This is a genomic window from Nocardia sp. NPDC019395, from assembly GCF_040632335.1.
Lineage (GTDB): Bacteria > Actinomycetota > Actinomycetes > Mycobacteriales > Mycobacteriaceae > Nocardia.
Window position 1 is genome coordinate 133119 of sequence record NZ_JBEYBT010000014.1, and the last position, 13123, is coordinate 146241.

The following is a 13123-nucleotide window of genomic DNA, read 5'->3' on the forward strand; positions in this document are numbered from 1 at the left end:
CGGTATGCCAGGGAGGCAAGGGGATTCACCGTGAACGTAGAGAAGCTCAGAACGGTCGACGACTGGGCCGCCTACTATCGTCACGAATTCGGTCTACCGGCCACCGAACGCGGCGGGTTCGTCATGCTGCCGATCACCAGCCGCGCCTGCGTTATTCACCTCCCCACCGAACGCGCTCGCGCTGTACGGGAGCTGCTGGAGTCACGGGATATCCGGGTCCCCGTGCTGGCCCGTCAGATCCGCTGGAGTTTCGTGGCCTATCCGGACCGCCGGACAGATCCGGAAATAGTCGAGATGCTGCAGCGGATCGATATCGATATCCCGGGCGTGGGCAGCGCGGTCATGCTGCCGACCGGTATGGGCCGCTGGAACCGGGAGGGCTGCAACTGGGTGGTCCCGCCCGAACGGGACGGCCTGCTCCCGCCACTGTCCTCGGTTATCAATGCCGCCCTCCTGGCGGGCGGCGACCGGGAATGACCGGGGATGGGACTACGTCCGGCAGCTCACAAGGCATGCCGGACGTAGTCCGCCCGGAGTTACACCGATGATCACGCGGGCAGCCGCGTACGCCTAGTTCGGCAGGGGGAAGTTCAGGTATGCCCGTGACGGTGTCGGCCCCCGCTGCCCCTGGTACTTGGACCCGGTGCCCGCGCTGCCGTACGGGTTCTCCGCCGGACTGGTCAGCCGGAAGAGGCAGAGTTGCCCGATCTTCATTCCCGGCCACAGCGTGATGGGCAGATTCGCCACATTCGACAGCTCCAAGGTGATGTGGCCACTGAAACCGGGGTCGATGAATCCGGCCGTCGAATGCGTGAGCAGCCCCAACCGGCCCAGACTCGACTTACCCTCCAGGCGCCCCGCGAGGTCGTCGGGCAGGCTGCACACCTCCAGCGTGGAGCCGAGCACGAACTCTCCGGGATGCAGGACGAACGGCTCGCCGGGGTCCGGCTCCACCAGGCTCGTCAGCTCGTCCTGGCGCTGCGCCGGGTCGATATGGGTGTACCGGGTGTTGTTGAAGACCCGGAAGAGCCCGTCGAGCCGCACGTCGATACTCGACGGCTGGACCAGGTTGTCCTCGTAGGGTTCGAGCCCGAGCCGCCCGGCGGCGAACTCCGCCCGGATATCACGATCGGAAAGCAGCACGCGACGAGAGTAGCGACCGCTCCCCGGCACGGTATGGCCCGGTCCGGCCCGGCGCGCTGTTTCCTGTCACCCGCCGCGGGCATACTCCACCCGACAGGCGCGGCCGGCCGTATCCTCATCCGCCGGCTGCGCACGGCCGGCGCGATGCAGGAGGTACGCCCATGTCCGAGACCAGTGCGCACACCCACCACGGCATCGACTACATCGAACTCACGGTCACCGACCTCGACACCGCCAAACGCTTCTACCGCTCGGCCTTCGGCTGGGAGTTCAACGACTACGGCCCCGACTACGCCGGTATCCGCCGCTTCGACGGCAGCCCCGGCGAGGCGGGCGGCCTGGCCCCCGGCACCGAGGTCCGCCGCGGCGGCCCACTCGTACTCCTGTACTCCGACGACCTCGACACCACCCTCCGCGCTGTCGGCGCCGCGGGCGGAGCGGTCACCGAAGGCCCCTTCGACTTCCCCGGCGGCCGTCGCTTCCACTTCACCGACCCGAGCGGCAACGAACTCGGGGTCTGGTCGGAAAGCTGATCCGAGCGGCGCGTCCCTCGAGATCGGGATCGACGAAAGATTTCGGTCTCGGCCCGGCGCTCTGCTAAGCTCGCCTTCGCGCCGATAGGCGTGCCGCCGGTGTAGTTCAATGGTAGAACTTCTGCTTCCCAAGCAGACGGCGCGGGTTCGATTCCCGTCACCGGCTCTCATTGCAGGTCAGGAGAATATTCAGACCCGCTTGGCAAGATGGTTCACCCACCCCGAACTTTCCGATCACTTATTCGGCAGAGTTCCAGCGGCTTCCCGGACATTCTCGGCTTCCCGAGCCGAGTCAGTGCACGCAGAATTCATTGCCCTCGATATCGGCCATGGTCACGAAGTACTGATCCCGCTCCCGGCCGGTCCGCAGTGCGGTACCCCCGAGGCCACGGAGTTCGGCCACCAGGGCGTCGACCCGTTCGATCTTGTGCGCCAACGAGTCATCCGGAAAAGTTGCCTGAATGTCCAGGTGCAGGCGGTTCTTAACGGACTTGGATTCCGGCACCGCAAGGAAACAGAGCCGCTCCGGCCCTTGTGGGTTGCGCACAGTAGCGAATCGAACCCGCTCGTTCTCCGGGAATCCCTGGCCGACCTGGTATTCCATCCACCCGTCATAGCCCGCCGGAGCTGGATCGACCTGGTACCCCTGCGCCGCAGACCAGAATGCGGCCATTCCATCCGGATCGTGGCAATCGATGACAACCTGAAACTGTCGGGGCATGCCGAGGAGGATGCCAGCCGACCTGTCGCCGGTAAAGCGAACCTTCCTGGCGCCCCGGTTCTGCACAGCCGTAGATAGTGGGTCATCGCCTCTGATCGGGCAGGCTCGCGGGCCCAGCCGTTCCAGCACACGAGATCGCTCGTGTTGTGACCCCGGAAGGGCTACGGGCAGAGATACGGTGGCGAAATGCTGAGCGGATTGCATGCGATCGTGTTCACGCCGGAGGCCGAGAAGGTGCGGGCGTTCCTGCGGGATGTGCTCGAATTGGATTCGATCGATGCCGGTGGCGGCTGGCCTATTTACGCGATGCCACCCGCCGAGCTGGCCGTACATCCGGCGGAGACCACGAGTCACGGGCTGTATCTGATGTGCGAGGACATCGAGCGGACCCTGGGCGAATTGCGGGCCAAGGGGGTCGAGGTATCCGAGCAAGTCAGCGATGAGGGTTGGGGGCTGCTGGCCGCGATTCGGATGCCGGACGGGAGTGAGCTTCCGATCTATCAGCCGCGTCACCCTTCGCCGCCCCCGGTGATCTGAGGACGACCGGACGAAGGAGATCAGCGGTTTCGACGGGCGCTCCGCATGCCGAGCCCCGCTTCGGACCGTGCTTACCGGTCAGCCGGCGCGGAGGAGGCGGAACCGGGAACCGTGGAATACCAGGGGGTCACGGCTGGGATGGATGGCCAGGCGGTGGATGCGCAGGATCACGACTGTGTGGTCACCGGCGGGGACGTGTGCTTCGGGGGTGCCTTCGATCCAGACCGAGGCGCCGTCGATGAATATCGCTTCACCGGTGCCGTCGTGCACGTCCAGGCCGTGGAAGCGGTCACCGTTACGGGAGCTGAGGGAGCGGGCCGCGTCCTGCTGATCGGTGCCGAGCAGGCTGAGGCCCAGATGACCCGCATGGACCAGGCGGGGCCAGGTGGACGAGGAGTTCTGGATGCAGAACGACACCAGCGGCGGGTCCAGTGAGACCGGGACGAAAGTGCTCACCGCGAGACCGTGCGGTTTGCCATCGATCCGGGCGCAGACCGCCACCACGCCGCTGGGGAAGTTGGCGAAGGCCCGGCGCAGGCCCGTGCCGTCCGCGGGAGTTTCGAAGAGTTCGTTCATGATTCGACCTTCACTGCGAGTGGGGTACCGCTGTCGACAGAGCGTGCGCGACCGGCCGCCAGCGTTCGGCATAGGCGGCGAGAACGCCGTCCTCGCCGAAAGTCCGGTCGGAGAGGTAGAGCCCGGGCAGTGCGGTGGTCGCGCCCAGCTCCACCAGGACAGGTTTGAGCAGCAGATCCGGTGCGAGGGCATGCGCGGGGCCCGCGCCCAGCATCAGGGGGACGGCCAGGACCCCGGCCAGTCCGGTGCCGCCCTCGAACTGTTCCAGGAACAGTTTCAGCAGACCGGTGTAGGTGGCTTTGAAGGTCGGGCTCGCGAAGACGACGAGCTCCGAATCGGCGACGGTCCGCGCGGCCGCGGCGACAGCGGGATCGCCCCAGCCGAGCAGGCCGGCACCGAAATCGACCAGGTCGAAAACCGTGGGTTCGGCATCCGGGCGCACCGCCTTCGCGAGTGTGACGGCTGCGGACAATGTGCGCGATGCCGGTTTCGGGTTACCGACCACCACTGTCACGGTCACGCCGGCGCCTCCTGCCCCCGGCACAAGCCGGGCTCGATCGGTGCTGTGTGCTCATTTCAGCATCCGGGCCCGCCCGGCGGCCAGGGTTGCGATCGGTGCGATCGGAACGAACGTCGCGGCAGTTATCCGATCAGGTCCCGGTGGCCGGGGCCCCGGCCATTACACCGGTGACCCCACCCACGATCCGCGGACGAGCGATCTACTACTTCGGCTGCGCGAGGCATTCACCGACGATTTTGTTGGTCGCCGCGCGCACCTTGTCGGCGTCCTCGGGGCTCATCCCGAGTGTTTCCGGATCGGCCAGCCGGGTGTCGAATTCGTCGCTGACCATCGTCTGGAGAGCGTCCTGCGAAACACCTTCCGCGATATAGACCTTGGCGGCGCAGTCGGTGAATGCCGGGTCCTGGAGACCCTTCTTCTGCAGCGCCGCGGACAGATCCGCTTCGGTGAGCGCGGGCGCGGATTCGGTATCACTACCGCAGGCCGCCAACAGCGGCAGAATTACTAGGGTCGCGGCAAAAAGCGTCTTCCGCACCGGATTCCTCTCTCAGATGTATCACGTGGACGCCGCGGTTGCCGTGGGTCGGTGCGCACGGTCGCCACCGTGACGTCCACGCATGTGTGTAGTCGCAGTCACATACGGGCCGCAACTCGGGGGCGAATAATTCGACGTGGCTCACACCGGATGTCGGCGCAGGTCGGACCGGGGTATCCGCACCTGTTGCCGCACCGTGTTCGGTACGCGCGGGAGGAACCAGCTGCACATAAGCGACATATCGAGGATTGCGTACCTTAAACGAGTCGGCACCCGAGCCCGCGGCGATCGCGTCAGGCCCGCTTACGCCCGAGCTGCCGCACGCACGGCGAACACCACCCGAAACAAACTGATGGCCCCCGCCTGCTGTTAGTCTGATCAGGCAGTTCGTGTCGCGATCGGAGAGTTGGATATGACGACCCTCAACCATCATCGTGAAGGCCACGGTGAACCCTTGGTCCTGGTACACGGGGTCGGCAGCCGGTGGCAGGTCTGGGAACCGATCATCGGCACCCTCGCCGAACATTTCGATGTGATCGCGGTGGACCTCCCCGGTTTCGGCGATTCCGCCCCGCTGCCCCGCACCACCGTGGACACGCTGACCGACGCCCTCGCCGGCTTTCTCGCCACCCAAGGTCTCGACCGGCCTCACCTGGCCGGCAATTCGATGGGTGGCGGGATCTCGTTGAACCTGGGCGCCCGCGGGCTGGCCCGTTCGGTAACCGCGTTCTCCCCGATCTTCTTCTGGGACAGAGGCGGCCGGATCTGGTGCCAGAAGTCGCTGGGCCAGGCGAAAACACTCGGCCGCCTGCTCGGCCCGGCGATGCCGAAAGTGCTCGCGACACCGCTCGGGCGGACGCTGTTCCTGGGCCTGGTCTTCGGCAAGCCGTGGACCGTCGGCCCGCAGATCGCCCTGGACACTGCCAACGGCGCCATCAACTCCCTGGGGTTCTCCCCGGCGCTGGAATCGTTCACCGACGCGAAACTCACGGACCCGACCGCGCTGGCGGACCTGCCGGTGACGATCGCCTGGGGCAGCCGCGACATCCTGCTCACCTACAAAACCCAGAGCCGGCGCGCCCGCGAGATACTTCCCCGCGCCCGCCACATCACGCTCGAAGGCAGCGGCCACACTCCGTTCTACGACGACCCCGCCGCCTGCGCCCGGGTGATTCTCGACCGATTGCCCACGTAGCGGCGTCTCGGCCGGGCGCGGACGCCCGGCCACCCGATACGGCCGGCCGACTCAGCGACCCCGCCACACCGGGTCGCGTTTCTCCGCGAAAGCGAGGGCGCCCTCGGCCGCGTCTTTGGAAACCAGGGCGGGCAGGGCGATCTCCCCTTGTTTGGCGAAACCCTCGTCCGCGTTCCAATCCGGAGTCTCGTCGATGATCCGCTTGCTCGCCGCCACCGCCAGCGGAGCAGCGGCGGCGATCTCACCCGCCAGCTCCAACGCGACCTCCAGCGCCTCACCGGGTTCGGTGATCCGATTGACCAGACCCAGCTGATACAGCCGCTCCGCGCTGATCCGGCCACCGGTCAGGGCCAGTTCGGCCGCGATACTGCGGGGCAGGCGCTGGGTCAGCCGCATCACGCCGCCCGCCGCCGCGACGAGACCGCGTTTCACCTCGGGGATACCGAATTTCGCGTCCCGCGCGGCGACGATGAGATCACCGGCGAGAGCGAGTTCGAATCCGCCGGCCAGGGCGAAACCCTCGACCGCCGAGATCATCGGTTTCGCCGGCGGTTTCGCGGCGATACCCAGCGGCCCCCGGCGTTCGGTCATCGGCACCTCGCCACGCGACATGGCGATGAGATCCATTCCGGCGCTGAAGGTTCCGTCGGCACCGGTCAGTACCAGCACCCGAGCCGTCTCGTCGGCCTCGAATTCGTCGAGCGCGGCCTCGATCGCCTTCGCGGTAGCCAGATCGACGGCATTACGCGCCGCGGGCCGGTTGACGGTGAGCACGGTTATCGCGTCACACCGGTCCAGGAGCACGGTGTCGGTCATCAAGCTGTCCTCTCGCTGCGCAGGGTGAAACGGTCGGCGGCGGTGATATCGATGGCCGCGCCCAGCCGGTCTCCGGTGGCGCAGGCCGCGATGGTTTCGCTGTCGGTCGCTCGGACAAGTATGCGGGCACCGGCCGGATTCAGAGCGCTGACCACCACGGCTTCCGCCTCGTCACCCGAAGCGCCCTTGCGGTGCGGCACCGTATAGGCCTCGATAACCGCCGGGCCGGTGTAGCCCGGGGCGGTATCGCGCCGGGCCACCGGAACCTCGGCTTCCACCGGCCGGAACGGCCGGGCCGGCGGTTTCGCCGAATACACACCTACCCCATGTTTGGTGATGTACCAGCCGAGAGCGGTGGTCAGCCCGTAGTCATCTGGGTTGCGGCGCAGGATTCCGGCCATGGTGGCGATCCCATGGGTGCTGTAGTTGTTGCCCGGTCCACCGCCGAAGGTCAGACCGCCCGTGACGGTGAGCGGACGCGCCGGATCGTCGATCGGCAGGCCCAGAGCGGCCGCGGCCACTTGGACGGCGACCGGGAAGCACGAGTACAGGTCGATATGCGCGATCTCGTCGATGCCGACACCCGCTCCCGCCAGCGCGGCCCGGCCGGCGGCGGCGATCGCGGGAGACGCGGCGATATCCGTACGTTCGGAGACGTACCAGGTTTCGGTAGCGGTGGCACCACCGTGCGGGAAGATCCACAGGTCGCGGGGAACACCGGCCGCGTCGGCCGCCGCGGCGCTGCACAGGATGAGCCCCGCACCCTGATCCACCGTCAGGTTCGCCATCAGCAGTTTCGGGTACGGGCTGGACACCATCCGGTTGTCGGGTCCGGTGGTGACGAGCTCGGCGACGGTGCGTTCGCCCGGCAGCCAGGCATAGGGGTTGCGCGCGGCGACCTCGGAGAAACGGGACCAGAGTCCGCCGATCCGGGCCAGATGGGACTCCGAGTCGAGCCCGAGCCGATTGCGCATCGCGGACTCCATCAGCGCGTACACATAGATCGGACCCCACAGTCCGGCCGCGATCTCCATATCGGTGCTGGGCCCGTCATCGGCACCGATGACCTCATCCGGTGCGACGTTCTCGTCCTGCGCCGGCCAGTCCGGCGCCACACCGGCGCGTTTGGCGGCGGTCCACGAGGCGACCGATTCCGCCCCGCAGATCAGCGCGATATCGGCGCGTCCTTCGGCGATCTGCCGGCTCAGCAGGTTGAGCAGACGCTGTGGCGCATCACCGCCGTAGGGGGCGGATTGCAGGGTCCGCTTGGGTGTGGCACCGATTTCGGCCGCCACCAGAGCGGCCAGGTCGGGATAGGGGCGGGTGACCGTAGCCACCGAAGCGATCACATCCGCCGACCGCAACAGCGCGTCACCGGTTCCGCTGTCCGCGCCGGCCCGCCGCAGCGATTCCGCCGCCAGTTCGACCGGTCCCGGCAGACCTGGTTCACCGGGCCGGTGCACGATCTGACCCGCCCCGACGAGCACCGGTGTGCGCGGGTCCATTCCGGCTGGCAGCATACGTCCTCCGCTTCCTCACTGAAGTAACCGTCGGAAATGCACGGTTAACTTCTCGATTAGACCATGGAGTACCCTATGTCGCCCGTGGACCGCTTTACCGCCCGCTGCGTTACTGGTGACAAATCAGCAACAGTGCCGACCCTGGCTGTGACACCAGCACAGAAGTGCCGTTCATTGCCTCTGATCAGGCCATATTCACTGCTAACATAACCGCGATCTGCGAGCCACTCGAAATGTGCCCAGCATCCGATCCCGAGATTCCCCGCATATAGCGGCGGCGATTTCGGCAGAACCCGGAGGTCCGACGGATTTGAAGAGAACCGGATCAATACTGATGTCTTTGCTGGCGGGTGCATCGGCCGCACTGCTGGCGGCCACCGCACCGGCCACGGCGAATCCCAACGCCATCAACCCCATTCCGGTGCTGAACGGCACCGCCGGTCTTCCGCAGTTGAACGGCGCGACCCGCGCTGTTTTCCAGGTGACCGGTATGGCAAGCCCGAACAGTACTCAGAACTACAACATGCTGGGCACCGATCTCGGCATCATGTGGGATAACGGTCAGGGCGAAATGCTCACCGCCTTCGGCGATACCGCAGGCGTCGGATTCCCCAACCTGCTGTCCGGCAGTATGTGGGCGTGGCGCAGCAATGTGCTGGTCCGGAGCCATACCCAAGACCCCCGGCACGGCATCTTCTTCGACAGTGTGGTTCGCGACGTCTTCGGTCAGGCTCGGGATCTCATCCCCAGTCCCAAGATTCCGTTCCTCGAGATCAGCCGTATCCCGACCGCCGGTATCGCGGTCAACGGCGTGCAGTACATGAGCATGATGTCGGTGAAAACCTGGGACGCCCCCGGAGAATGGACCACCAATTACTCCGGCCTGGCCGCATCCGCGGACAATGGCGAAACCTGGGCCGACCTGACACCGACACGCCGGCCGAACGAGGGCGGGAACCGCAATTTCCAGATGAATTCCTTCGTGAAGGACGGCGGCTATGTCTACGTTTACGGCACAGCCTCGGGCCGCGATAATGCCGCCTACGTCTCGCGCGTCCGCGAGCCCGATTTCCAGAACCTGGGGGCCTACGAATACTGGGACGGCGGCGGCTGGAAACGCGGTGATGTGAATGCCGCACAGCCGATCATGCACGGGGTCAGCGAATTATCGGTTATGTGGAACGACCATCTGGGCCAATTCGTATCCCTGACCACCGACCCGTTCAATTCGGTGGTAATGCGTACCGCCCCCGCCCCGGTCGGACCGTGGAGCCCGCCGCGAACCCTGATCGACACCCGGGAATTGCCGACCGCCTACGCCCCTTCGATTTTCCCGTACCAGACCGGCAACGACCTGTACTTCCTCACCACCGTCCACAACCAGTACAACGTCGTTCTCATGCGCTCGCGCCTCTGAGCGCACCCCCGGAGGGCGGTTCGCCGGCCGACTCGAACCGGGATCGCGGCCGCGTCCATACACTGGCCGGTATGGACGCGGCCGAATGGGATGCGCGATATGTGCAGAGCGAACTGGTGTGGGGCGCACCGCCGAACAACACGGTGGTGGAGTTCGTCCACGGATTGGACCGGCGCGTACCGCGCCTGCCCGGTCCGGACGGCGAGGTCCCCGAACTCCCGCGGGCACTGGACCTGGCCTGCGGAGAGGGCCGCAACGCGCTGTGGCTGGGCACCCACGGGTGGCAGGTACGCGCGGTGGATTTCTCCCAGGTAGGAATCGATAAGGGGCGCACCGTGGCGACCCGGCTGTCGCGGTCGATCCGCGAGCGGATCACCTGGCAGTGCGCCGATGTCACCGAAGCAGACGTCGATCTCGGTGGCCCCTATGAGCTGGTTCTGATGGTTTTCCTGCATCTGCTGCCCGCGGAGCGCCGGCAGATGGTCCGGCGCGCGGCGGCGATGCTCACGCCCGGCGGCATGCTGCTGGTGCTGGGGCACGACAGTTCGAATCCGGAACGGGGGCACGGCGGCCCGCAGGATTCCGCGATTCTGTTCACCCCGCAGGACGTGGTCGCCGATCTCGGCGACGATTCCGGAATCGAGGTCGATACCGCCCGTCAGATATTGCGCCCGACCGAGAGCGGGGACGCGATCGACGCGCTGGTCGTGGCCACCAAACCGGCTCCGTAACCGCCGTCCGGCAGGTCGTTCACTCGCCCCAGCGCCGGAACCAGGGTGTGAGCGTTTCCGCGATCGTGTCGAAACCCTTCCGGAAGGAATGCGGCTGACCGGGGATCACCCGGACCTCGGCCGCGTCGGCGGGGTCGGGGATCCCGAACGGATCACTACCGCCGTTGATCACCACCACGTCCGCGGGCCCGGCCACCAGCAGTTCGTCCCGCCGCGTCTTCTCCGGCTTTCCCGGGGGATGCAGCGGAAAGGACAGCGCCACCACCCCGCGCGCACCGAGTTCGCCGGCCGTCCGGCACGCCACCCGCGCACCGTTGCTGCGGCCGCCCTGAACCAGCGGAAGGCCTGGCCCGAAATCGGCCTGTAGTGCGGTCACCAGTTCCGTCCAGGCCTTGTCCTGCGGTTCCGGTTTACCCGGCGCGCGGCGGCCCGCCACCCGATACGGCTGCAGTACCCGCGCTACTACCCCACCCTCCGCGAGCGCGGTATCGCGCACGGTCAGGATGTCCCGGCTGGTGACCCCGCCGCCTGCTCCATGAGTGAAGACCAGGAGGAACGCGGGTTCCTCGGGGTGGTCGATCTCGGCCTCGGCAGGCCCGGAGCTCGTCTCGATCCGCACGCCTTCACGGTAATGGGCGCAGCTCGGCGAAGCTCATCGACAGACCGCGCGCGGCCGCGGCGCCGGGGATATGCCCGGCGAGTTCAGTACGTCACATTGCCGCTCGACGCTTTGCCGACCGCCTTACCCGCCGGTAATATAAGATTTAAGTTACCCGCGAGTAGCCTGTCGCTTTCTGGTGGCTACCCGGTGGCAACAACGGGCGGGAACGGCTATCGACACCGACCGCACCCGACTCAACGGAGAGTGAGTATCACAATGGGTCATTACAAGAGCAACGTCCGCGACCTGGAGTTCAACCTCTTCGAGGTCCTCGGACTGGGCAGCATCCTGGAATCCGGCGCCTACGGCGATCTGGACACCGACACCGTCAAGGAGATGCTGAACGAGGTACGCCGTCTGGCCGAGGGCCCGCTGGGTGAATCCTTCGCCGACGCCGACCGCAACCCCCCGGTCTTCGACCCGGAAACCCATACGGTCTCCCTCCCCGAGTCGTTCAAGAAGAGCTACCGGACACTGCAGGAAGGCGGCTGGGACTCCTACTCCGTCGACCCCGAACTCGGTGGTATCGATATCCCGCGTGCCGCCTACTGGGCCATCGCCGAACTGGTCCTCGGCGCGCAGCCCGCGGCGTTCATGTACGCCGCCGGTCCCGGCTTCGCCAATATCTTCTACAACAACGCCACCGACGAGCAGAAGAAGTGGGCCAAGATCGCCGTCGAGCAGGGCTGGGGCGCCACCATGGTGCTCACCGAGCCCGATGCCGGCTCCGATGTGGGTGCGGGCCGCACCAAGGCGGTCCAGCAGGAGGACGGCTCCTGGCATATCGAGGGTGTGAAGCGCTTCATCACCTCGGCCGACTCCGATGACCTCTTCCCGAACATCATGCATCTGGTGCTCGCCCGCCCCGAGGGCGCGGGCCCCGGCACCAAGGGCCTGTCGCTGTTCTTCGTACCGAAGTTCCACTTCGACCACGAAACCGGCGAACTGGGCGACCGTAACGGTGTTTTCGTCACCAATGTCGAGCACAAGATGGGCCTGAAGGTCTCGGCCACCTGTGAGGTCACCTTCGGCGGGCACGGTGTACCCGCCCAGGGCTGGCTCGTGGGCGAAGTGCACCAGGGCATCGCGCAGATGTTCGAAGTTATCGAGCACGCGCGGATGATGGTCGGCACCAAGGCGATCGCCACCCTGTCCACCGGCTACCTGAACGCACTCGACTACGCCAAGCAGCGGGTCCAGGGCGCCGACCTGACCCAGATGACCGATAAGGCCGCGCCGCGGGTCACCATCACCCACCACCCGGATGTCCGGCGCAGCCTGGCCACGCAGAAGGCGTACGCGGAAGGCCTGCGCGCGGTGTACCTCTACACCGCCGCGCACCAGGACGCCGATATGGCCGAGGCCGTCTCCGGCGCCGATGCCGATACCGCGGCCCGGGTCAACGATCTGCTGCTGCCGATCGTGAAGGGTGTGGGTTCCGAGCGGGCCTACCAGTACCTGACCGAATCGCTGCAGACCCTCGGTGGCTCCGGATTCCTGCAGGACTACCCGATCGAGCAGTACATCCGCGACGCCAAGATCGACTCGCTGTACGAGGGCACCACCGCAATCCAGGCGCAGGACTTCTTCTTCCGCAAGATCGCCCGCGACCGCGGCGTGGCGCTGGCCCACGTAGCGGGCCAGATCCAGAAGTTCATCGACTCGGAGGCGGGCAACGGCCGGCTCAAGGCCGAACGCAAACTGCTCGCGACCGCGCTCGAGGATGTGCAGGCCATGGCCGCCACCCTCACCGGCCATCTGATGGGCGCCCAGGAACAGACCGACGAGCTGTACAAGGTCGGCCTGGGTTCGGTCCGCTTCCTGCTGTCGGTCGGCGATCTGCTGATCGGCTGGCAGCTGCTGCGCCACGCCGAGATCGCGGGTGCCGCGCTGGACGCGGGCGCGGAAGGTGCGGACAAGGCCTTCTACCAGGGCAAGGTGGGCGTCGCGCAGTTCTTCGCCCGCAATATCCTGCCGGAACTGACCGCGACCCGCACCATCCTGTCGAACCTCGACAACGACATCATGGAACTGGACGAAGCGGCCTTCTGAGGTTTGGGGCCCGTCGCGGAGGTGGGATGTCGAACATTTCGTGAAGGTTCTGTGTTTTTTGGCGCCGCCTGCGGCGTCGCGGGTTCGGGGCCCCCTTGGTCTCGTTCTTCACTCCGGCGCTCCTCCGCTTCGCTCCCCCGCTCTGTCGCTCCAGAACGAGACGGGC

Annotated in this window: 15 protein-coding genes and 1 tRNA gene; 8 read left to right on the forward strand and 8 right to left on the reverse strand. The window is 66.6% G+C overall.

Annotated elements, in window-relative coordinates:
* Window positions 1-30 precede the first annotated feature (30 nt).
* Complete coding sequence (locus ABZ827_RS24820; protein WP_357241057.1) at window positions 31-477, forward strand: hypothetical protein; 447 nt, start codon at window positions 31-33, stop codon at window positions 475-477.
* Window positions 478-570: 93 nt separating this feature from the next.
* Here ABZ827_RS24820 and dcd read toward each other — a convergent pair whose 3' ends face one another.
* Window positions 571-1143: a dCTP deaminase gene (dcd, locus tag ABZ827_RS24825; RefSeq protein WP_357241060.1), complete on the reverse strand. Its 573-nt coding sequence runs from the start codon at window positions 1141-1143 to the stop codon at window positions 571-573.
* 161 nt (window positions 1144-1304) lie between these two features.
* Between dcd and ABZ827_RS24830 the strand changes: the two genes are divergently transcribed.
* Both ABZ827_RS24830 and ABZ827_RS24835 read left to right on the forward strand, forming a co-directional pair.
* Entirely contained in the window at window positions 1305-1676 is a 372-nt protein-coding gene (locus ABZ827_RS24830) for a VOC family protein (RefSeq protein ID WP_357241063.1), read from the forward strand.
* Window positions 1677-1771: 95 nt separating this feature from the next.
* Window positions 1772-1842, forward strand: a tRNA-Gly gene (locus tag ABZ827_RS24835).
* A 126-nt stretch (window positions 1843-1968) separates the two neighbouring features.
* Here ABZ827_RS24835 and ABZ827_RS24840 read toward each other — a convergent pair.
* A complete protein-coding gene (locus ABZ827_RS24840; protein ID WP_357241066.1) occupies window positions 1969-2463 on the reverse strand; it encodes a VOC family protein in 495 nt (164 codons plus the stop codon).
* Window positions 2464-2583: 120 nt separating this feature from the next.
* Between ABZ827_RS24840 and ABZ827_RS24845 the strand changes: the two genes are divergently transcribed.
* On the forward strand, window positions 2584-2934 hold the full coding sequence (locus tag ABZ827_RS24845; RefSeq protein WP_357241069.1) for a VOC family protein: 351 nt from the start codon (window positions 2584-2586) through the stop codon (window positions 2932-2934).
* A gap of 78 nt (window positions 2935-3012) precedes the next feature.
* On the opposite strand, the gene ABZ827_RS24850 is transcribed toward ABZ827_RS24845, so the two are convergent.
* The 3 genes from ABZ827_RS24850 to ABZ827_RS24860 form a co-directional block, all read right to left on the reverse strand.
* The gene (locus ABZ827_RS24850) at window positions 3013-3510 is read right to left on the reverse strand and encodes a flavin reductase family protein (RefSeq protein WP_357241072.1); all 498 of its coding nucleotides are present in this window, start codon (window positions 3508-3510) and stop codon (window positions 3013-3015) included.
* Window positions 3511-3520: 10 nt separating this feature from the next.
* Window positions 3521-4030: an NAD(P)H-dependent oxidoreductase gene (locus tag ABZ827_RS24855; RefSeq protein WP_357241076.1), complete on the reverse strand. Its 510-nt coding sequence runs from the start codon at window positions 4028-4030 to the stop codon at window positions 3521-3523.
* Window positions 4031-4232: 202 nt separating this feature from the next.
* The gene (locus ABZ827_RS24860; RefSeq protein ID WP_357241079.1) at window positions 4233-4565 is read right to left on the reverse strand and encodes a hypothetical protein; all 333 of its coding nucleotides are present in this window, start codon (window positions 4563-4565) and stop codon (window positions 4233-4235) included.
* Window positions 4566-4977: 412 nt separating this feature from the next.
* On the opposite strand from ABZ827_RS24860, the gene ABZ827_RS24865 reads away from it, so the two are divergent.
* Window positions 4978-5760 (forward strand): alpha/beta hydrolase, encoded by a 783-nt coding sequence (locus tag ABZ827_RS24865; protein WP_357241082.1) that lies wholly within the window; start codon window positions 4978-4980, stop codon window positions 5758-5760.
* 51 nt (window positions 5761-5811) lie between these two features.
* On the opposite strand, the gene ABZ827_RS24870 is transcribed toward ABZ827_RS24865, so the two are convergent.
* Complete coding sequence (locus tag ABZ827_RS24870) at window positions 5812-6576, reverse strand: crotonase/enoyl-CoA hydratase family protein (RefSeq protein WP_357241085.1); 765 nt, start codon at window positions 6574-6576, stop codon at window positions 5812-5814.
* The gene (locus ABZ827_RS24875) at window positions 6576-8096 is read right to left on the reverse strand and encodes an acetyl-CoA acetyltransferase (protein WP_357241087.1); all 1521 of its coding nucleotides are present in this window, start codon (window positions 8094-8096) and stop codon (window positions 6576-6578) included. The genes ABZ827_RS24870 and ABZ827_RS24875 overlap by 1 nt, the downstream gene beginning before the upstream one ends.
* 334 nt (window positions 8097-8430) lie before the next feature.
* Between ABZ827_RS24875 and ABZ827_RS24880 the strand changes: the two genes are divergently transcribed.
* The gene (locus ABZ827_RS24880; protein ID WP_357241090.1) at window positions 8431-9513 is read left to right on the forward strand and encodes a DUF4185 domain-containing protein; all 1083 of its coding nucleotides are present in this window, start codon (window positions 8431-8433) and stop codon (window positions 9511-9513) included.
* Window positions 9514-9584: 71 nt separating this feature from the next.
* Window positions 9585-10244 (forward strand): class I SAM-dependent methyltransferase, encoded by a 660-nt coding sequence (locus tag ABZ827_RS24885; protein ID WP_357241093.1) that lies wholly within the window; start codon window positions 9585-9587, stop codon window positions 10242-10244.
* Window positions 10245-10263: 19 nt separating this feature from the next.
* Here the strand turns inward: ABZ827_RS24885 and ABZ827_RS24890 are convergent, their stop codons facing one another.
* Window positions 10264-10863 (reverse strand): alpha/beta family hydrolase, encoded by a 600-nt coding sequence (locus tag ABZ827_RS24890; protein ID WP_357241096.1) that lies wholly within the window; start codon window positions 10861-10863, stop codon window positions 10264-10266.
* Window positions 10864-11121: 258 nt separating this feature from the next.
* Between ABZ827_RS24890 and ABZ827_RS24895 the strand changes: the two genes are divergently transcribed.
* Entirely contained in the window at window positions 11122-12957 is a 1836-nt protein-coding gene (locus ABZ827_RS24895) for an acyl-CoA dehydrogenase (protein ID WP_357241135.1), read from the forward strand.
* Window positions 12958-13123 lie beyond the last annotated feature (166 nt).

Excerpts from the sequence above, each read along its gene's own strand:
- ABZ827_RS24830 (WP_357241063.1), top strand. The coding sequence starts at position 1,305 with ATGTCCGAGACCAGTGCGCACACCCACCACGGCATCGACTACATCGAA.
- ABZ827_RS24845 (WP_357241069.1), top strand. The coding sequence starts at position 2,584 with ATGCTGAGCGGATTGCATGCGATCGTGTTCACGCCGGAGGCCGAGAAG.
- ABZ827_RS24850 (WP_357241072.1), bottom strand. The coding sequence starts at position 3,510 with ATGAACGAACTCTTCGAAACTCCCGCGGACGGCACGGGCCTGCGCCGG.
- ABZ827_RS24865 (WP_357241082.1), top strand. The coding sequence starts at position 4,978 with ATGACGACCCTCAACCATCATCGTGAAGGCCACGGTGAACCCTTGGTC.
- ABZ827_RS24870 (WP_357241085.1), bottom strand. The coding sequence starts at position 6,576 with ATGACCGACACCGTGCTCCTGGACCGGTGTGACGCGATAACCGTGCTC.
- ABZ827_RS24875 (WP_357241087.1), bottom strand. The coding sequence starts at position 8,096 with ATGCTGCCAGCCGGAATGGACCCGCGCACACCGGTGCTCGTCGGGGCG.
- ABZ827_RS24880 (WP_357241090.1), top strand. The coding sequence starts at position 8,431 with ATGTCTTTGCTGGCGGGTGCATCGGCCGCACTGCTGGCGGCCACCGCA.
- ABZ827_RS24885 (WP_357241093.1), top strand. The coding sequence starts at position 9,585 with ATGGACGCGGCCGAATGGGATGCGCGATATGTGCAGAGCGAACTGGTG.
- ABZ827_RS24895 (WP_357241135.1), top strand. The coding sequence starts at position 11,122 with ATGGGTCATTACAAGAGCAACGTCCGCGACCTGGAGTTCAACCTCTTC.